Origin of the sequence: Streptomyces sp. NPDC048566 (assembly GCF_043199735.1) — a bacterium.
GTDB lineage: Bacteria > Actinomycetota > Actinomycetes > Streptomycetales > Streptomycetaceae > Streptomyces.
On record NZ_JBICWL010000002.1, the window covers coordinates 139,041 to 160,766 of the forward strand.

The window sequence follows — 21,726 nt, forward strand, 5'->3', positions numbered from 1 at the left end:
CGTCAGCCCGGTCCGCCCGCGCGTGGCCCCGTCCCGTCCGGGCGGGGGTCCGCTCCGCCGGCGGGGGCGCCGGCGACGTGCGCGCCCGGTGCCTGCTCCCGGGTGCGGGGCCCCGCTCCGATGCGCGCGCCGCCCGCCGCGCGCAGGTTGCCCACCGTCCGCAGGAGCCGGTCGGCGGGTTCGCGCAGTTCGGGATGGGCCAGGACCGTGTTGCGCAGACCGCGCACGGGACGGCGCCACAGCCGGTGGGCCGCCGCGACGGGGTGGGGGCGATGGGCGAAGCCCTCGGCCACGCGCAGCTCGCGGGTCTTCAGCCAGTCCTTGTACTCCTTGTCGCCCCGCCCGAGGTCCAGGACGCTCACACCGTTGCGGCCCGCCGCCTCGGCGGTGCGCAGGTGCATCATCAGCCCGGGCGAGTACCGGTGGTACGCCGGATCGTAGGCCGTGAACCAGGCCGCGAGGACGCTGCGGGACCGGGGGCCGAAGTGTGCGGCGACCGGCCGGTCACCGGCGTAGAGGACGGACAGGACGCCGGTGAAGTGCTCCTCGCGGACCGCGAAGAGGTGGTCCACCAGATCCACGATCCAGGGGCGCGCGAAGCGGTCCATCCGTCCGGTCCTGCGGTACTGGGCGGACTTCCACCGCATGAGCGTGCGCAGCATCCGGGGGTCGCGCTCGTCGAAGACGAAGCGCACCGCGCCGACGTCCCGGGCGAGCCTGCGTTCCTTCTTGAGCGTCGTCTTCGCCTGCCCCGGGTACGCGCCGCGCAGCCACTCCGGGTAGCCGCCGTCCCCCGGCTTCAGGTCGACCACCGGGGAGGCGAACGTCCCCGTAACCCAGGGGCCGAACGGCCTTTGCCCCTCGACGAGATGGTCGAACTCGAAGACCGACAGCCCGCAGGCGCGCAGCAGTTGCCGGGGCTCCCAGGTGACCCCGGGTCTGTGCACCAGCGCCTGGCAGTCGGACAGACCGAGGCCGATGGCTCTGCCGACGCCGAGGGCGTTGCGTTCGTAGGGGAGGAAGCCGACGGGCCCGCCGCCGCCGTGCAGCACGGCGACCCGGGCCCCGCTCCGGAAGCGGGCGACGCCGGTGGCGAACTCCGGCGCCAGGAAGGGGTTGGCGTACTCGGGCGACTCGTCCATCGCCCGGTGCCAGGCATCGCGCAACGGGGCGCTCAGCCCGTCGAGCGCGTGGTGGGTGATCTCCACCTCGGACCGACCGCCCTTCCGCGGGTGCCGCGTGGGACGCCCGGGCTCGACCCGGGCCGTCGAGGCGTGTGGATCGTCGTTGATGGACCGCATGGGCGACAGCTCCCCCCGTGACGCGCTGTCCGCGTCCTGCCACTTCTCCGATGTCTGCCGATCCGCGCCGCACCGCGACCCGCCCCCCCGGTCGAGCGTCGAGACCCGCGGCAATTGGCGGGGCTCAAACGTCGCGAAACAGTACGCACGCTGTCAAGGGTGCCTACCGCACCGAAGAGGTCGAGAGCGGAGGTCGGGGACTTTTGGGCGAGGGTGGCCCCGGTCGCTCACGGCCACCCCGGCGCGCCCCCGGGGGGCGGCTGCGCCGGGCCCGCACCGGAATGCCGGGCGGCTTTCGGCGCGCGGGCCACAGCCGCGGTCACACCGCGGGAGGGCGGCCCCGGCGCGCCCCCCGCCGCAGCCGGGGCCCCGGGTCGGGGGCCAGGTGGCCACCGCGTGAACGATCACCGTCGGGGAGCGGGTTAGCATATGAGCGCCACCTAGCTCGAAAGATGATTCTGTGACTGTCAACGACGACGCGTTCACCAACTGGAAGACTCGCGAAGAGATAGCGGAGTCGATGATCCCGATCATCGGCCGGCTGCACCGGGAGCAGGACGTCACGATCCTCCTGCACAGCCGCTCCCTGGTGAACAAGTCAGTGGTCAGCATTCTCAAGACCCACCGCTTCGCCCGGCAGATCGCCGGGGAGGAGCTCTCGGTCACCGACACGCTCCCGTTCCTGCGTACCCTCAGCACGCTGGACCTCGGCCCCTCGCAGATCGACCTCGGGATGCTCGCGGCGACCTACCGGGCGGACGACCGCGGCCTGTCCGTGGAGGAGTTCACCGCCGAGGCGGTGTCCGGCGCCACCGGCGAGAACAAGATCGAGCGCCGCGAGGGACGCGACGTCGTCCTCTACGGCTTCGGCCGCATCGGCCGCCTCCTCGCCCGCCTGCTCATCGAGAAGACGGGCTCGGGCAACGGCCTGCGACTGCGCGCCGTCGTCGTCCGCCGCGGCGGCGCCGGGGACCTCGTCAAGCGGGCCTCGCTGCTGCGCCGCGACTCCATCCACGGCCAGTTCCAGGGCACGATCACCGTCGACGAGGCGAACAGCACGATCATCGCCAACGGCAACGAGATCAAGGTCATCTACGCCGACGACCCGTCCCAGGTCGACTACACCGTCCACGGCATCCGCGACGCCATCCTCATCGACAACACCGGCAAGTGGCGCGACCGCGAGGGCCTGTCGAACCACCTGCGCCCCGGCATCGACAAGGTCGTGCTGACGGCGCCCGGCAAGGGCGACGTGCCGAACATCGTGCACGGCGTGAACCACGACACGATCAAGCCGGACGAGCAGATCCTGTCCTGCGCGTCCTGCACGACCAACGCGATCGTGCCGCCGCTGAAGGCGATGGCGGACGAGTACGGCGTCCTGCGGGGCCACGTGGAGACGGTGCACTCGTTCACCAACGACCAGAACCTGCTGGACAACTACCACAGCTCCGACCGCCGCGGCCGCTCCGCGCCGCTCAACATGGTCATCACCGAGACGGGCGCGGCCTCCGCCGTCGCCAAGGCGCTGCCGGACCTCGACGCGCCGATCACCGGCAGCTCGATCCGGGTGCCGGTACCGGACGTGTCGATCGCGATCCTCAGCCTGCGCCTGGGCCGCGACACCACCCGCGAGGAGGTCCTGGACCACCTGCGCGACGTCTCCCTGACCTCGCCGCTCAAGCGCCAGATCGACTTCACCAGCGCACCCGACGCGGTGTCGAGCGACTTCATCGGCTCGCGCCACGCCTCCATCGTCGACGCGGGTGCCACCAAGGTCGACGGAGACAACGCGATCCTCTACCTCTGGTACGACAACGAGTTCGGCTACTCCTGCCAGGTCATCCGCGTCGTACAGCACGTCTCCGGCGTCGAGTACCCGACGTACCCGGCTCCCGCGGCCTGACGTCGGCAAGGACCCGGGGTGGGCCGCGCCGTCCAAGCGGCGGGCGGCCCACCACCGGGGTTCCGGCAGGCGGACCGGGGTCCGGAGCGCCGCACGGCCTCCGCCCGGCGGCACGCGGTTCCGGCCCCCGCCGGCCTCCTCCCCCGCCCCTTGCCCCGAGCCGGGCACCGGCCTAACGTGAGTTTGTGCCGTCAACAAACAAAACCCGTCCGCACAGTGTCGTGCCGGACCGCTCCCTCACCGGGCTCCGCGGCGCGATCACCGCGTTCTTCGCCCTCGACGGATTCGTCTTCGCCGGCTGGGTCGTCCGCATCCCGGCCGTCAAGGAGCAGACGGGCGCCTCGGCCGGCGCGCTCGGGCTGGCCCTGCTCGGTGTGTCCGCCGGGGCCGTGGTGACCATGGTCCTCACCGGACGGCTCTGCCGGCGCCTCGGCAGCCGGCAGGTCACCATCGGCTGCGCCGTGCTCCTCTGCCTCGCCGTCGTCCTTCCGCCCCTCACCCACTCGGCCGCCGCGCTCGGCGCCGTCCTGCTGCTGTTCGGCATGGCCTACGGCGGGATCAACGTGGCCATGAACAGCGTGGCCGTCGACGTCGTGACCGCGCTCGGGCGCCCGGTCATGCCGAGCTTCCACGCGGCGTTCAGCCTCGGCGGGATGGCCGGCGCGGGACTCGGCGGCCTGGTCGCCGCCCATCTGTCCCCGACACGCCACCTGCTGGCCCTCGCCCTGGTCGGGCTGGCCGTGACCGTCGCGGCCGGGCGCGCCCTGATGCGGCACGAGCCACCGGCGCCGCCCGCCCCTTCCCACGACACCGACCGGACGGCACCTCCACGCCCGGCGCGCCGCACCCGGGGACTCGTCGTGGTCTTCGGGCTGATCGCCCTGTGCACCGCCTACGGCGAGGGAGCGCTCGCCGACTGGGGAGCGCTGCACCTGGAACAGGACCTCGCGGCCCACCCGGGGGTCGCCGCGGCCGGCTACTCCTGCTTCGCCCTCGCCATGACGATCGGGCGGCTGAGCGGCACGACACTGCTCGAACGGCTCGGCCGCACCCGGACGGTCGTGGCGGGCGGTGCCACGGCGGCGCTCGGCATGCTGCTCGCCGCGCTCGCCCCGTCCGTGGGGGCGGCCCTGCCGGGCTTCGCCGTCACCGGCCTCGGGCTGGCCAACCTCTTCCCCGTCGCGATCGAACGGGCCGGCGCGCTCGCCGGAGCGGACGGCATCGCCGTCGCCTCCACCCTGGGCTACGGCGGCATGCTGCTCGGACCGCCCGCGATCGGGTTCATGGCCGACTGGTACTCGCTGCCGGCAGCACTGACCAGCGTGGCCGTGCTCGCGGCGGTGGCGGCGCTGATCGGCGTCGCCACCCGCCGGGCCGCCGTGCCGTGACCGGACCCGCGCCCGCGCTCGCCGGAACCGGGCCCGGACCGTCGCTCACTCCCGCCCGGCGGCCTCGCCCCGCCTCCGCCCGCCGTCATCCCCTCCCCCACCCGACGACCCCGCGCCGCGGTCGCACCGGCCGGCGTCCGTGTGCCCGTCCTGCCCCGTCCCTCCCCGGCGGACGGCGCCACGCCCCCCCCTGCGCGTCCCGGCCCTTCCTCGTCCGCCGCGGAATACTCGCCCACCCCAGCCCCTCCATCGGGCACACTCACGGCATGAAGATCGAGCACTACGTGCAAACGCTGGACCGTGAGGGCGGGTTGCTGCTCGCCGCCGCCGAGGCGGCCGGTACCGACGCCCCCGTCGCCACCTGCCCCGGCTGGCTGATCGGGGACCTGGTACGGCACACCGGCGCGATCCACCGCTGGGCCACCGCGTTCGTCGCCGAGCGCCTTCCGTCCTACCGCCCCGACGCCGGGCTGCCCGACCTGGACGGCGACGCGCTGCTGTCCTGGTTCCGCGAGGGGCACGCCGTACTCGTGGAGACGCTGGCCGGGGCGCCGAGGGACCTGGCGTGCTGGAGCTTCCTCCCGGCGCCCTCCGGAGTCGCCTTCTGGGCGCGCCGCCAGGCGCACGAGACGGCGGTGCACCGGATGGACGCCGTGTCGGCACTCGGCGGCGAACCCGACCCGGTCTCACCGGAGTTCGCGGTGGACGGCATCGACGAACTGCTCCAGGGCTTCCACGCGCGTCCCCAGAGCCGGGTGCGTACCGAGGAGCCCCGGGTGCTGCGCGTCGCGGCCACCGACGTGCCGGGAGCCGTGTGGACGGTTCGGCTGTCGGCCGACGCACCGGTGAGCCGGCGAACGGACCCGGCGGCGGACGCCCCGGCCGCGGACTGCGAACTCTCGGGACCGGCCCCTGCCCTCTACCGCGCGCTGTGGAACCGGGCGCCGTTCCCGAACGTGGCGGGCGACGCCGCGCTCGCCACGCTGTGGCAGGAGACCTCGCGTATCACCTGACGTTGAGGGAGCGCCGCGGAAGAGGCGCGGGCCGCCGTCGGCGACACGGGCCGAGGTGCCCCGCTCCCGCCGCACTCCCTGCACTGCCCAGCGGCGGGACTCCCGACCGGACGCAGGGGCGGCAACAGGGGATGCGGCACCACGGCGACACCGTCCGCGACGCGGGACTCAGGCGCTCCCGGACCGAGCCGGACGCCGTCACGGCCGCGACCGGAGAAGTACGGGGGCGTGCCGCGTTCCGCGCCGACCGGCGCCGCCGCGGGCCCCGCGCCCTTCCCCGGCCGGTGCCGGGGCGCCGCGCGAGCACTCGTCCCCCGGACGGCGCCTCGGCCGCCGTCGCCTTGGCACCCCGGGTGACCGGAGTGTGGGTGCGGTCGAGGGTCGGGGCGCGGTGCCTCAGCCCAGCCAGCCCGGCCGCACGAGCCCCGACTCGTAGGCGATCACGACGAGTTGAGCCCGGTCCCGGGCGCCCAGCTTCACCATCGTGCGGCTGACGTGGGTCTTGGCCGTGAGGGGGCTGACGACGAGACGCCGGGCGATCTCCTCGTTGGAGAGCCCGAGGCCGACCAGCGCCATCACCTCCCGCTCGCGATCGGTGAGGCCGGCGAGCGAGGCCGACACCTCGGGCGCCCTGGACCGTGCCGCGAACTCGGCGATCAGCCGCCGCGTCACCCCCGGCGAGAGCAGCGCGTCGCCCGCCATCACCGCCCGGACGGCGCGCAGGAGTTCTTCGGGCTCGGTGTCCTTGACGAGGAAACCCGAGGCGCCGGAACGGATCGCCTCGAAGACGTACTCGTCGAGTTCGAAGGTGGTGAGCATGACCACCCGGACGTCCCGCAGCCCCGCGTCGGCGGTGATCCCGCGGGTCGCGGCGAGGCCGTCGAGGACGGGCATCCGGATGTCCATGAGGACGACGTCCGGGTGCAGCCGGCGCACCGCGGCCACGGCCTCCTCGCCGTCCGGCGCCTCGCCGACCACCTCGATGTCCGGCTGCGCGTCGAGCAGCGCCCTGAACCCGGCCCGCACCAACGACTGGTCGTCGGCGAGCAGTACACGGATCACCGGCCCTCCCCGCCCTTCCACGGCAGAACCGCCCGCACCCGGAAGCCGCCGTCCTCGCGCGGACCCGCCTCGATCGTGCCACCCAGGGCGGCGGCCCGCTCCCGCATGCCGGCGAGTCCGTTGCCGCTCCCGCCCGCGTCCGCGCCGGTCGCCGGGCCGTCGTCGTCGACGGTCAGCCGCAGCACGCCCTCCGCGTGGTCCAGCCGCACGAGCGCCCGCCGCGATCCCGAGTGCCGGACGACGTTGGTGAGCGCTTCCTGCACGATGCGGAACGCGGCGAGGTCGGTCCCGGGGGCGGGCCGCGGCGCCGCGCCCCGGACGTCGACCGTCAGACCGGCCCGCGCCGCCTGCTCGACCAGTTCGGGCAGCCGGCCCAGACCCGGCGCGGGGGTCCGGGGCGCCTCCCCCGGCACGCGCAGGGCACCGAGCACCTGGCGCACCTCTCCGAGGGCCTCCTTGCTCGCCGCCCTGATGGTGGTGAGGGCGGCCCTGGCCTGCTCGGGGTCCGAGTCGAGGAGCGCCAGACCCACGCCGGCCTGGACGTTGATCACCGAGATGCTGTGGGCGAGGACGTCGTGCAGCTCACGGGCGATCCTCAGCCGCTCCTCGTCGGCCCGCCTGCGGGCGGCCTGCGCCCGCTCGGCCCGGTCCCGGGCCCACTGCTCACGGCGGACCCGGATCAGCTCCGACAGTGCCACGACGGCCATCACCCAGGCCGCGACGGCGGCCTCCTGCGTCCACGGGGCGGGACCGTCTCCGGCCGGCGGCAGCCGGCGGTACAGCCAGTGGGACACCAGCAGGTGCCCTGCCCAGAGCAGTCCGATCGCGGTCCAGGCCGCACGGCGGTGACCGGCCACCACAGCGCCGGCACAACTCACGGCGACGGGCAGGAAGACCGGCCCGTAGGGGTAGCCGGCGACGAGGTACACCAGGGCGACGGCGGCCGTCCCGTACGCGACCGCCACCGGATGCCGCCACCGCCAGAGCAGCAGACCGCACCCCGCTACCAGCAGAACCACGGCGAGGACGTCCAGACCGACCCGGTCACCCCGGCGGGCGTGGGACGCGAAGCCCGAACCGAGCAGGACGACGGCGGACACCAGCAGGGTCGACCGCCACGGCCATCGCCCCTCGCACGCCCCGTCGCCCCGGTGGTACCGGCCGGGCGGCCCGTGCCGCCACCACGGCGGACCGCCCCACGCGGGAGAGGCGGGAGTGCGCTGCTCTTCCATGACCGTCACGCTAGACGGCCGAGCGCGCGCCGGGCGTCCGCCGGGCGAGGTGATCACCCGTACTCCCCAGGAAGTACGGCACCGGGCCGGGACCGCGGCGGCGAGCACGCCACCGGATGCTCAGCGCTCGCCCCGGTGCCGGGTACGGGCACAAACCCGAGGCGGCCACCGCCGGCTGACTAGGCTGCACCTGTGACCAGGAAAGAGATGGCCCGGTGAGCCAGTACTACGAGATGGCCGAGCAGACCCTGTGGAACCCGTCCAACGGCGCCTCTCGGCTGTTCCTGCGCCAAGTAGCCCTCTACGAAGCCGAACTGGATCTGGTCTCCGGCATCGGACCGATGGAAGCCGACGAGTGCCAGATCGACCCGGCCGACTTCAAAGCCTTCGTCGATGCCCTGCTGGTCCGGCACCGCGAGATCAACCACGCCGTCGTGATCGCCCTGTCCGAAGGATTCGTCGCCACGGTGCTGGTCCTCGCGGAGAGGGCCGGCATTGCGGTGGACTGGAACTCGACCTCGAACCAACCACCTTCCGATCATGACGCGTGGTCGGCCAACCTGCGCGGGAAGTCCCACGAGCTGGACCGGTTCATGACTCGCTGAAATGTGTCTGCCGGGCCCTGAAGCAAGCCGTCAGAAACGACGTCCTGGGCGCCGACCCGGCACCGGACGTCCGGCCGACACTCCGCCGACCGATCCCGGCTCCCGGACCTGCCCCGCCTGCCGCCCCTCTCCGGCTCACGCCTCACGGGCTCCACCGAGGACCCCACTGCCGCACGGCGTATCGGCCCACGGCCCACGGCCGATACGCCCACGCCCCACGCCCTATATCTCGCTGCCCACGCCTCGCGGCTCACACCTCGCGCCCCGCGGCCAACGCGTCGTGGACCGCGGGGCGCGCTCTTCCCCGGCCCGGCCGGCGCCGTCCGGAGTCGGGGTCAGGGCGTGGCGGCCGGCTCCGGGTACACCAGTCCCACGTCGTGCGCGAGCCGCCCCACCGCCTGCCGGAAGAAGGGTTCGCGATCCTCGACGACCCGGTTGAACTGGCCGAACACCTCGAACCCGATCAGCCCGTAGAGCTGCGCCCAGGCGGCTACCAGCGGCACGACCACGTCGGGAGGCAGATCGGGCGCGATGTCCGCGGCCATCCGCCGTCCTTCGGCCGTCAGCTCGGCGGGCAGTCTCGTCCGGGCCACGCCCCGGCCCGCGTAGGCGTCCCGCACCACGCCGATGAGCAGCAGCCCCACCCGCGCGGCGGCCGGCACGGTGGTCTGGGGCGCGACGTACCCGGGCACGGGTGAGCCGTAGATGAGCGCGTACTCGTGCGGGTGCTCCAGGGCCCACCGCCGCGCCGCCAGGCACACGGCGATCCATCGGTCCCGGGGCGCGGCGCCGGTCACGTCGGCGTGCGCGGACTCGGCGGCCTCGCCGAGCGAGTCGTAGGCGTCGATGATGAGGGCGGTCAGCAGGTCGTCGCGGCTCGGGAAGTAGCGGTAGAGCGCCGAGGACACCATGCCGAGTTCGCGGGCCACGGCCCGCAGGGAGAGTTTGGACGCGCCGTCGGCGGCAAGCTGTCTGCGGGCCTCGTCCTTGATGGCCGCGGTGACCTCGATCCTGGCTCGGGCGCGTGCCCCTCGTGCTGTGCTCATACGGAGGATTCTTCCACGTTTTCGGAGCGGTGCACACAAACGAGAGCATCGCTCCGCAATCAGAGCGATGCTCCGCGGCCCGCCCGCACCGGTTGCCACCCCTCGCTCTCGCCCCCGACGCTCGACTCGCAGACCGCTCCCACACCGGGGAGCACACGAGGACCACCACTACTCACCACTCCAAATCGAGAGCGGTGCACAGAAACGAGAGCAGTGCTCTTGCGCAGCAACCGTCCGTCATGCAGACTCAGAACAAGCGAGAGCAGTGCTCACAAAAGTGAGCGGCGCTCCTCCAGCGATCTCGGAAGGTCACCATGTCGACACACGTCCAGAAGCCGGGCTGGTTCACCGTGAACGTCCTCAACCGCGCCGTGGCCTGGACGACCCGGCGCGGCCTCAGCGTCTGGGGCTCCCGGGTGCTGGCCGTCCGCGGCCGCAAGAGCGGCGAGTGGCGCACGACGCCGGTCAACCTGCTCACCGTGGGCGGCGAGCAGTACCTCGTGGCCCCCCGCGGCCACGTCCAGTGGACCCACAACATGCGGGCCGCCGGGGGTGGGGAGCTGCGCCTGGGCAAGAAGGTGGAGGCCTTCACCGCGGTCGAGGTCCCCGACGACGAGAAGGCCCCGCTGCTGCGCGCCTACCTCAAGCGCTGGAAGGCCGAGGTCGGCGTGTTCTTCGGCGGGGTCGGCCCCGACTCCTCCGACGAGGAGCTGCGCCGCATCGCCCCCGACCACCCCGTCTTCCGCATCACCGTCACCGGCTGACGCGGACCGGGCCGCCTCCCGGAGCACCGCGGACGGCCGAGCCCGGAACGGACTGCCGGCCGGAACGGCCCCGAGGGCGAACCGGCCGCGAAAGGCCGACGCGGGGACCGGCCCGCCGGATCGGCCCCCGTCGACTGTCGCCCGTCGGCCCCGGCTCCCCGACCTCCGTCAGGGACCGGCACGCGCCGCCGGCTCCCGGCACGCCGAACCGTCCGGGGCCACCGCACATCGGCGGTCTCGCCGGACCCGGCCCGCAGCCCGCAGCCCGCAGCCCGCAATACGACGGCCCGTCGTGGGGACCGGTGCCCAGAGGCGGCGGCCGGTCTGTCCTATCCCTCCGCGCCCCGCGGTTCGGCGGCTCGCGGCGTGGTGTCCTCGGCCCCGGCGTCCCCGGCTCCGGGCTCGCCGGCGTTGTCGCCCTGCGGCGCCCGGTCGAAGGCGGACAGGGCGCGCCCCGCCATCGGATGTGACCGGATCAGCTCACCGAGCGTGGTGGAACCGCGGGTGATTCCCACGAAGGCCTTCCACACGGGGCGGAAGCCGGTGAGTCCCGCGTGGAACATGCCCGGGCGGCGCTCGAACACCGCGAGCAGGCGCTTGCCGACGCTCATCTCGACGCCGAGGCCCGCCTTGATCGCGAACGCGTAGTTCAGGGCCTGGCGGCGGGCGTCGACGGCGTCGTGCGCCTCGGCGATCCGCACGGCCCACTCCCCCGCCAGCCGGCCGGAGCGCAGCGCGAACGAGATGCCCTCGCGGGTCCACGGTTCGAGCAGTCCCGCCGCGTCGCCGCAGACCAGCACCCGGCCGCGCGAGAGCGGCGAGTCGTCGGCGCGACAGCGTGTCAGGTGCCCGGAGGAGAGCGCCGGTTCGAATCCGGCGAGGCCGAGCCGGGCGATGAAGTCCTCCAGGTACCGCTTGGTGGCGGCACCTTCACCACGGGCGGAGATGACACCGACCGTGAGGGTGTCGCCCTTGGGGAAGACCCAGCCGTAACTGCCGGGCATCGGGCCCCAGTCGATCAGGACGCGGCCCTTCCAGTCCTCCGCGACGGTCTCGGGGACCGGGATCTCGGCCTCCAGGCCCAGATCGACCTGGTCGAGCTTCACCCCGACGTGCGCCCCTATGCGGCTCGCGCTCCCGTCGGCGCCGACGACCGCGCGGGCCAGGACGGTCTCGCCGCCCTGGAGGACCACGGCGACCGTGCGCCGATCGGGGACGGCCGAGCCGTGCTGCTCGACGCGGGAGACCGTGGCCCCGGTGCGGAGTTCGGCGCCGGCCTTCTCCGCGTACTGCACGAGTTGCTGGTCGAACTCGGGCCGGTTGATCAGACCGAACAGCATCTGCCGGGACCGGCGGGTGCGGGCGAACCGGCCCTCCATGGAGAAGGTGACCGCGTGCACCCGGTCCTTGAACGGCAGCTCGAAACCGGGTGGCAGAGCGTCCCGCGAGGGTCCGATGATGCCGCCGCCGCACGTTTTGTAGCGGGGCAGTTCGGCTTTCTCCAGGAGGAGGACGCTGCGTCCCGCGACCGCTGCCGCGTAGGCGGCCGAAGCACCCGCGGGCCCCGCACCGACGACCACGACGTCCCACACCCGCTGCTCGTCGTCCGTCGTACGCCGCACGTCGTCCGCCGAAGAGTTCTCGCTGCTCACGTTGGTCTACTGCTCCCAGTCCAGCCGTCTGCCGCACCTGTCCCGAGCATCCTACGGCGGGCGTCGCCGCAGGCCGCTGTGGGAGGATCGGCAGCGCGCACGTCCCGGTACCCCGGAACGTGTGCGCGTCACCGTCACCTGTACACGGACGTACAACGTCGCACCTACGAGGAGCGTGCCCATGTCGTCGAATCCGGTCGCCGAGACCGTCGCCTCGCTCATGCCCCGGGCGAAGGCGGAGCTCACCGAGCTGGTGGCCTTCAAGTCGGTGGCGGACTTCGACCAGTATCCGAGGAGTGAGAGCGAGGGCGCGGCGAACTGGATCGCCGACGCGCTGCGCGCCGAGGGCTTCGAGGACGTGGCGCTGCTGGACACGCCGGACGGCACCCAGTCGGTGTACGGCCATCTGCGCGGCCCCGAGGGCGCCAAAACGGTTCTGCTGTACGCGCACTACGACGTGCAGCCGCCGCTGGACGAGGCCGCCTGGGCGAGCCCGCCGTTCGACCTGGTGGAGCGCGACGGCCGCTGGTACGGACGGGGCAGCGCCGACTGCAAGGGCGGCGTCGTCATGCACCTGCTGGCGCTGCGCGCGCTCAAGGCGAACGGCGGCGTGCCGGTGCACGTCAAGATGATCGTCGAGGGGTCCGAGGAGCAGGGCACCGGCGGTCTGGAGCGCTACGCCGAGCAGCACCCGGAGCTGCTGACCGCCGACACCATCGTCATCGGCGACGCGGGCAACTTCCGCGCCGGGCTGCCCACGGTGACCGCGACCCTGCGCGGCATGACCCTGGTGCGTGTGCAGGTGGACACCCTGGAGGGGAACCTGCACTCCGGCCAGTTCGGCGGCGCGGCACCCGACGCGCTGGCCGCGTTGATCCGAGTGCTGGACTCGCTGCGGGACAAGGACGGTTCGACGACCGTGGACGGCCTGGACGGCGATTCCGCGTGGGACGGACTGCAGTACGAGGAAGAGGCGTTCCGCGAGGACGCCAAGGTGCTGGACGGGGTGGAGCTGATCGGTTCCGGCACCGTCGCCGACCGGGTGTGGGCGCGGCCGGCGGTGACCGTCCTCGGGATCGACTGCCCGCCGGTCGTCGGCGCGACGCCGTCGGTGCACGCGGGGGCCCGGGCCCTGGTCAGCCTGCGGGTGCCGCCGGGCGTGGACGCGGGCGAGGCCACCGGGCTGCTCCGGGCGCACCTCGAGGCGCACACGCCGTGGGGAGCGCGGGTCACCACCGAGCAGATCGGCCAGGGCCAGGCGTTCCGGGCGGACACCTCCAGCCCGGCGTACGCGTCCATGGCCGAGGCGATGGCGGTGGCCTATCCGGGCCAGGAGATGCAGGCCGCGGGCATGGGCGGCTCGATCCCGCTGTGCAACACCCTCGCCTCGCTCTACCCGGAGACGGAGATCCTGCTCATCGGTCTGAGCGAGCCGGAGGCGCAGATCCACGCGGTGAACGAGAGCGTCTCCCCCGACGAGTTGGAGCGCCTCTCGGTCGCCGAGGCCCTGTTCCTGAGGAACTACGCGGCGAGCTGACCGGATCGCCGCACCTGCCCGCCGGCCCCGGCGGCCCGCGCCCTGCCGGTGCGGGCCGCCGGGGCCGCCACGGTCGGCACGCGCAGACGGCCGACGACCGCCGTCACACCGGTCCACCCGGTCGCCCTGCCGAGCGAGCCACCAGGGCCACCACGGTTCGCACGCGCACGGCAGACGGCCGACGACCGCCGTCACACGGGTCCATCCGGTCACCGTGCCGAGCGGGCCACTAGGGCCACCCGGTTCGCACACGCACGGCAGACGGCCGGCCACAGCCGTCACACGGGTACACCCGGTCACCCTGCCGGCTCGGGAGTGCCGTGGTGCACCCCTTCGCGCACTTCCCGCCGCAGGGCGGTGCGGGGCCGCCTCCCGCCGGGCCCCGGCCCGTGACGCCCGCCCGCCGGGCCCCGGCCCGTGGCGCCCTCCCGTCCCCACAGGCCGGACCGGGTGGGCGGATTCAGCCGAGGGGGATGCCGGCCTCCAGGTAGAGGGCGGCGCCGCGCTCGCGTGCGCGCAGGGCCCACCGGAGCCGTTCGTAGCGGACCGGCGGCAGCAGATCGGCGGCCTCCCGTTCGGTGACGAAGCGCCAGCCGCGCAGCTCGGGTCCGGGCAACAGCAGTCCCCGGACGGCGTGTGCGTCGAGTCGGCCCCCGTCGAAGAGGAGCCGCAGGCCGCCGAAGCCGGGGGGTGCGGGCGACTCCCAGTCGACGACGAGAAGGGTGGGCACCTCCTCCAGGGTGAGCCCGGTCTCCTCCGCCACCTCGCGCATCCCGGCGCGGGCGGGGGCCTCCCCCGCCTCGACGACGCCGCCGGGGAACTCCCAGCCCGCCTTGTAGGTGGGGTCGACGAGCAGGAAGCGGTCGCGGTCGTCGAAGAGCAGCACGCCGGCGGCGACCGTCTCGGCGGTGGGCTCCGGGGTCTGCACGATCTCGCACACGGGCGCGTCCCCGGTGCGTACCGCGGCGGCGATCAGGACGGCGGTCTCGTAGGGGGTGAGCGCGCTGGTGTCCACGGTGTGGGCGTCGGCGGTGAGCCAGCCGAGGGCGGCGCGGTAGGGCTCGATGGTGTCGGCGGACCACTGGCGCGCCCGTGGCGGGCCGTCGGCCTCCGGAGCGGGACCGCGCTCGGCTATTCGCTCGCGCAGGATCGTTTCCGCCGGGGCGAGGAGCACATGGTGCACCGGAATCCGCCGCGCGGCGAGACCGCCGAAGATCTCGTCGCGGTGCTCCTGGCGGAGCAGGGTCGCGGGGACGACGAGGACGCCGCCGAGTTCGGCGAGCATCGCGGCGGCCGTGTCGACCACGAGCCGGCGCCAGATCGGCAGGTCGTGCGGGTCGCCGGCCTCGGCGAGGTGCTTTGCGGGGAGCAGGTGCGTCAGTGCGCCCCCGACGATCTCGGGGTCGAAGAGCGTGCTGTTCGGGATCAGCTCGATCAGTTCCCGTGCGGTGGCGGTCTTCCCCGCACCGAACGCACCGTTGATCCAGACGATCACGATTCCCCCTCTTCTGTTGGCCCCCTTGGGCTTGCCCGCTCCACCCTGCCACGGAAACCAGCCCCTGATGAGGGGCCCGGACGGCGCGGCGCCGGTGTCCCCTGGGACGGGGGCACCGGCGCCGGATACGCGGGACGGTCAGCTGTTCAGGCCGCCCAGGGCCCCTTCGTCGACCGCCAGGCTGTCGCTGCCGACGGTGTGGTCGACGCTGCTGAGCGTGTCGTTGACGTTGAGGTCGCCCAGGGCGTCCGCGTCCAGGGCGTGCGACGGGGTGATCGCCGCGACGACGAACCCGGTGGCGAGGGAGGCGATGGCGAGCATGCTGCGCTTCTTCATGCCCCGTTCAACTGCGAAGACGTGACGGGGTCACGGGTCGATCGCGAACCTCCTCCCGCCACCGGGACGCGGCCCGCGCCGCCGGCTCACGGACCGATCGCCCGCGCCCCTGGTGCGCGGGGAGTGCGCCGGAGTTCCCTTCCTTCGCTCCGGCGGGCCGCTCCACCGGTTCGCGCTCCGGGCGGAATCGTTTCTCCGGTCGGAGGCGGAACCGGTGGTGCGGCCCCGGCGCGACGCGCGGGTGTCCCGGCGGTCAGACGCCGGCCGTCGAGGCGTCCGCCCGGCGGGTCAGGGCGGCCGACGCGGCACCGACCAGGCCGGCGTCCGTGCCCATGAGCGCGGGCGCGACCGTCAGCCGCCGGACGAAGGAGAGCGTCGCGTAGTCGGCCAGGGCCCGGCGCAGCGGGGTGAACAGCACGTCGCCGGCCTTGCCGACGCCGCCGCCGATCACCGCGATGTCGATCTCCACCAGGGTCGCGGTGGCCGCGATGCCCGCCGCGAGGGCGCGTGCGGCGCGCTCGAAGGACGCCACGGCCACCGGATCACCCGCGCGGGCGGCCTGGGCCACGGCGGCGGCGGAGGTGTCGCCGTCGGGACCGGGACGCCAGCCGCCCTCGATCGCCCGGCGCGCGATGTTCGGGCCGCTGGCGATCCGCTCGACGCAGCCACGGGACCCGCAGGGGCAGAGGTCCCCGTCCAGGTCGACGCTGATGTGCCCGATGTGGCCCGCGTTGCCGGTGGGACCGGGGTGCAGCCGTCCGTCCAGCACCAGGCCGCCCCCCACGCCGGTCGACACCACCATGCACAGGGCGTTGTCGTGGCCGCGGGCCGCTCCCTGCCAGTGCTCGGCCGCCGTGATGGCCACACCGTCGCCGATCAGCTCGACGGGCAGCCCGCCGGCGGCCTTGGCGACCCGCTCCACCAGCGGGTAGCCGCGCCAGCCGGGCACGTTCACCGGGCTCACCGTGCCGGCCGAGGCGTCGACGGGGCCCGCGCTGCCGATGCCGACGGCGCTGGCCCTGCCCCACAGCGGGGACTCGCACAGATCGCCGATCACGTCCTCGACGGCTCGCATCACGGTGTCGCCGTCCTCCCGCGCGGGCGTCGCGCGCTGCGCGCGGGACAGGATCCGGCCGTGGCCGTCCACCAGCGCTCCGGCGATCTTGGTGCCGCCGATGTCGAGCGCGGCCACGAGGTCGGTGTGCATCAGAGTCAGGTCTCCCATGGGGTGTCGTGACGGGCCCGCCGCGCCGGGGGTCCGGGGTGCCTCCGGTCGGGGAACGGCCGAAAACGGGACCCGATCGGGTCCCGTCGTCCACCGTTCGGAGGGCGTCCGCGGACGCCCTCGACCGCTGCGCCCTGGGGACGACGCAGGCCGGAGATTGGCGTGGACAGTGTCTCCCGCATCTGACAACGTTGTCCAGGCTCTATGCTCGACGCCACATCCTCATACAACCCCATGGACCTACGCATCCCCGTGGACGACAGGACAGGACAGCACATCGTGGCCGAGACCGCTCGCCGATCCGAGAACCGCTACGGAAACCGTCCGACCATGAAGGACGTCGCGGCGCGTGCGGGAGTCGGCCTGAAGACGGTCTCCCGCGTGGTCAACGGCGAGCCCGGGGTCACCCCGGACACCGAGCGGCGCGTCCAGGAGGCCATCGACGCCCTGGGCTTCCGCCGCAACGACAGCGCGCGTGTGCTGCGCAAGGGCCGCACCGCCAGTATCGGCCTGGTGCTGGAGGACCTGGCCGACCCCTTCTACGGGCCGCTGAGCCGCGCGGTCGAGGAGGTGGCGCGGGCGCACGGCGCCCTGCTGATCAACGGTTCCAGCGCGGAGGACCCGGACCGCGAGCAGGAGCTGGTCCTCGCCCTGTGCGCGCGGCGCGTGGACGGCCTGGTGGTCATCCCGGCCGGAGACGACCACCGCTACCTGGAGCCGGAGATAAAGGCGGGCGTCGCCACGGTCTTCGTGGACCGGCCGGCCGGCCGGATCGACGCCGACGCCGTCCTGTCCGACAGCTTCGGCGGTGCCCGGGACGGAGTGGCCCATCTCATCGCGCACGGGCACCGGCGCATCGGCTTCATCGGCGACATGCCGCGCATCCACACGGCCGCCGAGCGGCTGCGCGGCTACCGGGCGGCGATGGAGGACGCCGGCATAGTCGTCGAGGACGGCTGGATGTCCCTCGGCGTGACCGACCCGCAGCGGGTCCGTGAGGCGGCCGAGCGGATGCTCTCCGGACCCTCCCCCGTGACCGCGGTCTTCGCCGGCAACAACCGCGTCACCGTCACCGTGGTCCGGGTGATCGCCGAACGCGGCCGGCCGGTGGCTCTCGTCGGCTTCGACGACATCGAACTCGCCGACCTGCTGGAACCGGGTGTGACGGTGGTCGCCCAGGACGCCGCCGCGCTCGGCCGGACCGCCGCCGAACGTCTCTTCCGCCAGCTCGACGGCACCCAGATCGCCCCCGAGCGCATCGAACTCCCGACCCGCCTCATCACCCGCGGGTCGGGGGAACTGCGCCCGGCGGACTGACGGACGCAGGCACGGCCCGGCAGGGCGGGGCGCGCGCCCCGAGACGCGTCGCGACCGAGCCCGCCGGGCCGTCGCCGGGGGAGGCGGCCAGGACCGGCGGCCCGCGGTTCGGCCGGCGGGTCCGGCCGTGCCGGCCCGTGGAGCGGGGGCGTGCCCCGGACCGGCTCAGCGGGTCCGCGCGGCAGCGCCGCCGGCCCCCAGCCGCGTCTCGCGGCGACGGCTCCGGTGGCGCGGGACCCCGGACCATCGGCCCTCCCTGCCGCACGGGCATACGGGACGGTGCGACGGGGAGGGCCGGTGGTGGGCGTCTACCGGCCGGAGACCGTCAGGTCACCGCGGCGGGGCGAGGCGAACGCCTCCAGGTCGGCCCGGGTCTGGCCGCTGGCGCGGGCGACCTCGGCGATGTCGAGGGCGCCGCAGTCGAGGCCGCGCAGCAGGTAGCCGCTGAGCGCCTTGGCGGTGGCGGGCTCGTCCATGACGTCGCCGCCCGTCCGGTTGGCGTAGCGGGCGAGGCGCGCGGCGGCCTGCTCGAAGCCCTCGCGGTAGAAGGCGAACACGGCGGCGTAACGGGTCGGGATGTGACCGGGGTGCATGTCCCAGCCCTGGTAGTAGGCGCGGGCCAGGGCGCGCCGGGTGAGGCCGTAGTGCAGGCGCCAGGCGTCGTGCACCTTCCCGGTGGGGCCGACGGGCAGCACGTTGGTGGAGCCGTCCGAGACGCGGACGCCCGTACCGGCGGCGGCGACCTGCATGACCGCCTTGGCGTGGTCGGCGGCCGGGTGGTCGCTCGCCTGGTAGGCGGCGGACACGCCGAGGCAGGCGCTGTAGTCGAAGGTGCCGTAGTGCAGGCCGGTGGCGCGGCCCTCGGCGGCCTGGATCATCCGGGCGACGGTCGCGGTACCGTCGGTGGCGAGGATGGACTGGCTGGTCTCGATCTGGATCTCGAAGCCGATCCGGCCGGGCTCCAGGCCGCGCGCCTTCTCGAAGTGCTCCAGGAGCCGGACCATGGCGGTGACCTGCTCGGGGTACGTCACCTTGGGCAGGGTGAGCACCAGCCCGTCGGGCAGGCCGCCGGCCTCCATCAGGCCGGTCAGGAAGATGTCGAGCGTCCGGATGCCCCGGTCGCGTACCGGCGCCTCCATGCACTTCATGCGGATGCCCATGTAGGGGGCGGCGGTGCCGTTCCGGTAGGCCTCGGCGATCAGCCGGGCCGCGCGGGCCGCCGCCTCGTCCTCCTCGGCGTCCGGGCGGGGCCCGTACCCGTCCTCGAAGTCGACGCGCAGGTCCTCGACGGGCTCGCGTTCGAGTTTGGCGCGGACGCGGTCGTACACCGGTTCCGCGAGTTCGTCCGCGAGGCCGAGGACCGCGGCGAAGGAGGCCGCGTCGGGTGCGTGTTCGTCGAGGGCGTCGAGTGCGCGGTCGCCCCAGGCCCGCAGGGTGCCGGCGGCGAAGGCGTCGCCGGGGACGTACACGGTGTGGACGGGCTGGCGGGTGCCGGGGTCTCCGGGGTAGCGGCGCTCCAGTTCGGCGTCGACCGGGGCGAGGGAGGCGCTGATCTCCTCGCCGACGGCTCCCGCGAGGCTCGTCGCCACCGTCTCCTGCTGGCCCTGACCCATTCCACACCCTCCTGTTTTCCACAGTACGGAATCAACAATCCGTAGTGCGAAGTTATCCGGCGGACTTCTCGCGGGTCAACACCCGCTTGGATCGTGGGACGGTCCGGCCGCCCCGCGCGACCGGCCTCCCCAGGATGCACCGAGGCCCCCGTGACCGGCTCGCGGTCACGGGGGCCTCGTACGGCGCCGGGCGATCAGCCCTTGCGGGACTTGATCTCCTCGGTGAGCTGGGGGACGACCTCGAAGAGGTCGCCGACCACGCCGTAGTCGACCAGGTCGAAGATCGGCGCCTCGGCGTCCTTGTTGATCGCCACGATCGTCTTCGACGTCTGCATGCCGGCGCGGTGCTGGATCGCTCCGGAGATGCCGGAGGCGATGTACAGCTGCGGCGAGACGGACTTGCCGGTCTGGCCGACCTGGTTGGTGTGCGGGTACCAGCCGGCGTCCACGGCGGCACGCGAGGCGCCCACGGCGGCGCCGAGCGAGTCGGCGAGACCCTCGATGACCGAGAAGTTCTCGGCACCGTTGACGCCGCGGCCGCCGGAGACGACGATCGCGGCCTCGGTCAGCTCGGGGCGGCCGGTGGACTCGCGCGGCGTGCGGGAGGTCACCTTGGTGCCCGTCGCCGCGGCGGAGAAGGTCACGGCGAGGGCCTCGACCGCGCCGGCGGCCGGGGCGGCCTCCACGGCGGCCGAGTTCGGCTTGACCGTGATGACCGGGGTGCCCTTGGAGATGCGGGACTTGGTGGTGTACGACGCGGCGAACGCCGACTGCGTGGCGACCGGACCCTCGGCCCCGGCCTCCAGGTCGACGGCGTCGGTGACGATGCCCGAACCGATGCGCAGCGCCAGCCGGGCCGCGATCTCCTTGCCCTCGGCGGAGGACGGCACGAGCACGGCGGCCGGGGAGACGGCCTCGACGGCCGCCTGGAGGGCGTCGACCTTCGGTACGACCAGGTAGTCGGCGTACTCGGAGGCGTCGTGCGCGAGGACCTTCACCGCGCCGTGCTCGGCGAGCGCGGCGGCGGTGCTCTCGGCACCGGAGCCGAGCGCGACGGCGACGGGCTCGCCGATGCGGCGGGCCAGCGTCAGCAGTTCCAGGGTGGGCTTGCGGACGGCGCCGTCCACGTGGTCGACGTAGACGAGAACTTCAGCCATGGGAATGCTCTCCTGCGGATTGCGAAGTCTGAGGGGCGGTAAGCGGGGTGGGCCTCGGCCGCTGTGCCGGCCCGGGGACGCGCCCCGGACCCGCGGCGGCTAGATGAACTTCTGGCCCGCGAGGAACTCGGCGAGCTGCTTGCCGCCCTCGCCCTCGTCCTTGACGATCGTGCCCGCGGTCCGCGCGGGGCGCTCGGTGGCGGCGTCGACCTTGGTCCAGGCGCCTTCGAGGCCGACCTCGCCCGCCTCGATGCCCAGGTCCTCCAGGTCCCAGGACTCCACCGGCTTCTTCTTGGCGGCCATGATGCCCTTGAACGACGGGTAGCGGGCCTCGCCCGACTGGTCGGTCACCGACACGACGGCGGGCAGGGACGCCTCCAGCGACTCGGAGGCGGTGTCGCCGTCGCGGCGCCCCTTGACCACACCGTCCGCCACGGAGATCTCGGAGAGCAGCGTGACCTGGGGAACACCGAGGCGCTCGGCCAGCAGGGCCGGCACGACACCCATGGTGCCGTCGGTCGAGGCCATGCCGGAGACGACCAGGTCGTAACCGGCCTTCTCGATGGCCTTGGCCAGCACCAGCGAGGTGCCGACGGCGTCGGTGCCGTGGAGGTCGTCGTCCTCCACGTGGATGGCCTTGTCGGCACCCATGGACAGCGCCTTGCGCAGGGCGTCCTTGGCGTCCTCGGGGCCGACGGTCAGCACGGTGATCTCGGCGTCGTCCGCCTCGTCGGCGATCTGCAGCGCCTGCTCGACGGCGTACTCGTCGAGCTCGGACAGCAGGCCGTCCACGTCGTCACGGTCGACGGTCAGGTCATCGGCGAAGTGCCGGTCGCCGGTGGCGTCGGGCACGTACTTCACAGTGACAACGATCCTCAAGCTCACGCCGGCTCTCCTACTGCATCGTCATTTCTGGGCTGCCTTCTTCCAGGCAGCATAGGCGCCTGAAGCGGGCGATCCCGGTCGGGGCGGCCCGCGCTCCGAACGAAATATTACTCGCCAGTACAACCATTGGGTGCCCGCTAAGCAAGCGCTTTGAACTGTGACCTTCGCAACGCTGCGTAACCGGCGGCCTCT

Annotated in this window: 18 protein-coding genes; 7 read left to right on the forward strand and 11 right to left on the reverse strand. The window is 73.7% G+C overall.

Going from position 1 to position 21,726, the window contains the following annotated elements:
* Positions 1-2: 2 nt before the first annotated feature.
* Positions 3-1,208 carry a GNAT family N-acetyltransferase gene (locus ACGFS9_RS04435; RefSeq protein ID WP_393251257.1) on the reverse strand — a complete coding sequence of 402 codons (1,206 nt, stop codon included), beginning with the start codon at positions 1,206-1,208 and terminating at the stop codon, positions 3-5.
* A gap of 553 nt (positions 1,209-1,761) precedes the next feature.
* On the opposite strand from ACGFS9_RS04435, the gene ACGFS9_RS04440 reads away from it, so the two are divergent.
* From ACGFS9_RS04440 to ACGFS9_RS04450, 3 genes are all read left to right on the forward strand, one after another.
* Entirely contained in the window at positions 1,762-3,207 is a 1,446-nt protein-coding gene (locus ACGFS9_RS04440) for a glyceraldehyde-3-phosphate dehydrogenase (protein WP_393250768.1), read from the forward strand.
* A 221-nt stretch (positions 3,208-3,428) separates the two neighbouring features.
* Positions 3,429-4,595 (forward strand): MFS transporter, encoded by a 1,167-nt coding sequence (locus tag ACGFS9_RS04445; RefSeq protein WP_393250770.1) that lies wholly within the window; start codon positions 3,429-3,431, stop codon positions 4,593-4,595.
* 266 nt (positions 4,596-4,861) lie between these two features.
* Complete coding sequence (locus ACGFS9_RS04450) at positions 4,862-5,608, forward strand: maleylpyruvate isomerase family mycothiol-dependent enzyme (protein ID WP_393250772.1); 747 nt, start codon at positions 4,862-4,864, stop codon at positions 5,606-5,608.
* Positions 5,609-6,004: 396 nt separating this feature from the next.
* Here ACGFS9_RS04450 and ACGFS9_RS04455 read toward each other — a convergent pair whose 3' ends face one another.
* Both ACGFS9_RS04455 and ACGFS9_RS04460 read right to left on the reverse strand, forming a co-directional pair.
* A complete protein-coding gene (locus tag ACGFS9_RS04455; protein WP_393250774.1) occupies positions 6,005-6,670 on the reverse strand; it encodes a response regulator in 666 nt (221 codons plus the stop codon).
* On the reverse strand, positions 6,667-7,902 hold the full coding sequence (locus tag ACGFS9_RS04460) for a sensor histidine kinase (RefSeq protein ID WP_393250776.1): 1,236 nt from the start codon (positions 7,900-7,902) through the stop codon (positions 6,667-6,669). The genes ACGFS9_RS04455 and ACGFS9_RS04460 overlap by 4 nt, the downstream gene beginning before the upstream one ends.
* Before the next feature lie 215 nt (positions 7,903-8,117).
* On the opposite strand from ACGFS9_RS04460, the gene ACGFS9_RS04465 reads away from it, so the two are divergent.
* Positions 8,118-8,507 (forward strand): DUF6086 family protein, encoded by a 390-nt coding sequence (locus tag ACGFS9_RS04465; RefSeq protein ID WP_393250778.1) that lies wholly within the window; start codon positions 8,118-8,120, stop codon positions 8,505-8,507.
* Positions 8,508-8,842: 335 nt separating this feature from the next.
* Here ACGFS9_RS04465 and ACGFS9_RS04470 read toward each other — a convergent pair whose 3' ends face one another.
* Positions 8,843-9,553: a TetR/AcrR family transcriptional regulator gene (locus tag ACGFS9_RS04470; protein ID WP_393250780.1), complete on the reverse strand. Its 711-nt coding sequence runs from the start codon at positions 9,551-9,553 to the stop codon at positions 8,843-8,845.
* A gap of 314 nt (positions 9,554-9,867) precedes the next feature.
* Between ACGFS9_RS04470 and ACGFS9_RS04475 the strand changes: the two genes are divergently transcribed.
* Positions 9,868-10,317 carry a nitroreductase family deazaflavin-dependent oxidoreductase gene (locus tag ACGFS9_RS04475; RefSeq protein WP_393250782.1) on the forward strand — a complete coding sequence of 150 codons (450 nt, stop codon included), beginning with the start codon at positions 9,868-9,870 and terminating at the stop codon, positions 10,315-10,317.
* 329 nt (positions 10,318-10,646) lie between these two features.
* On the opposite strand, the gene ACGFS9_RS04480 is transcribed toward ACGFS9_RS04475, so the two are convergent.
* A complete protein-coding gene (locus tag ACGFS9_RS04480; protein WP_393250784.1) occupies positions 10,647-11,969 on the reverse strand; it encodes a geranylgeranyl reductase family protein in 1,323 nt (440 codons plus the stop codon).
* 181 nt (positions 11,970-12,150) lie between these two features.
* Here ACGFS9_RS04480 and ACGFS9_RS04485 point away from each other — a divergent pair, with 181 nt between their 5' ends.
* On the forward strand, positions 12,151-13,506 hold the full coding sequence (locus ACGFS9_RS04485; protein WP_393250786.1) for a dipeptidase: 1,356 nt from the start codon (positions 12,151-12,153) through the stop codon (positions 13,504-13,506).
* A 460-nt stretch (positions 13,507-13,966) separates the two neighbouring features.
* On the opposite strand, the gene ACGFS9_RS04490 is transcribed toward ACGFS9_RS04485, so the two are convergent.
* The 3 genes from ACGFS9_RS04490 to ACGFS9_RS04500 form a co-directional block, all read right to left on the reverse strand.
* Complete coding sequence (locus tag ACGFS9_RS04490; protein ID WP_393251258.1) at positions 13,967-15,004, reverse strand: NUDIX domain-containing protein; 1,038 nt, start codon at positions 15,002-15,004, stop codon at positions 13,967-13,969.
* Positions 15,005-15,139: 135 nt separating this feature from the next.
* Positions 15,140-15,337 (reverse strand): hypothetical protein, encoded by a 198-nt coding sequence (locus ACGFS9_RS04495; protein WP_393250788.1) that lies wholly within the window; start codon positions 15,335-15,337, stop codon positions 15,140-15,142.
* A 253-nt stretch (positions 15,338-15,590) separates the two neighbouring features.
* Positions 15,591-16,544 carry an ROK family protein gene (locus tag ACGFS9_RS04500; RefSeq protein ID WP_393251259.1) on the reverse strand — a complete coding sequence of 318 codons (954 nt, stop codon included), beginning with the start codon at positions 16,542-16,544 and terminating at the stop codon, positions 15,591-15,593.
* Between the two features lie 252 nt (positions 16,545-16,796).
* Between ACGFS9_RS04500 and ACGFS9_RS04505 the strand changes: the two genes are divergently transcribed.
* Complete coding sequence (locus ACGFS9_RS04505; protein WP_393250790.1) at positions 16,797-17,879, forward strand: LacI family DNA-binding transcriptional regulator; 1,083 nt, start codon at positions 16,797-16,799, stop codon at positions 17,877-17,879.
* A gap of 308 nt (positions 17,880-18,187) precedes the next feature.
* On the opposite strand, the gene ACGFS9_RS04510 is transcribed toward ACGFS9_RS04505, so the two are convergent.
* The 3 genes from ACGFS9_RS04510 to ACGFS9_RS04520 all read right to left on the reverse strand — a co-directional run bounded on the left by ACGFS9_RS04510 (position 18,188) and on the right by ACGFS9_RS04520 (position 21,534).
* Positions 18,188-19,492 (reverse strand): DUF6986 family protein, encoded by a 1,305-nt coding sequence (locus ACGFS9_RS04510; protein WP_393250792.1) that lies wholly within the window; start codon positions 19,490-19,492, stop codon positions 18,188-18,190.
* Positions 19,493-19,686: 194 nt separating this feature from the next.
* Positions 19,687-20,649: an electron transfer flavoprotein subunit alpha/FixB family protein gene (locus ACGFS9_RS04515; protein WP_393250794.1), complete on the reverse strand. Its 963-nt coding sequence runs from the start codon at positions 20,647-20,649 to the stop codon at positions 19,687-19,689.
* A 99-nt stretch (positions 20,650-20,748) separates the two neighbouring features.
* Complete coding sequence (locus ACGFS9_RS04520) at positions 20,749-21,534, reverse strand: electron transfer flavoprotein subunit beta/FixA family protein (RefSeq protein WP_393250796.1); 786 nt, start codon at positions 21,532-21,534, stop codon at positions 20,749-20,751.
* Between the last annotated feature and the right edge of the window lie 192 nt (positions 21,535-21,726).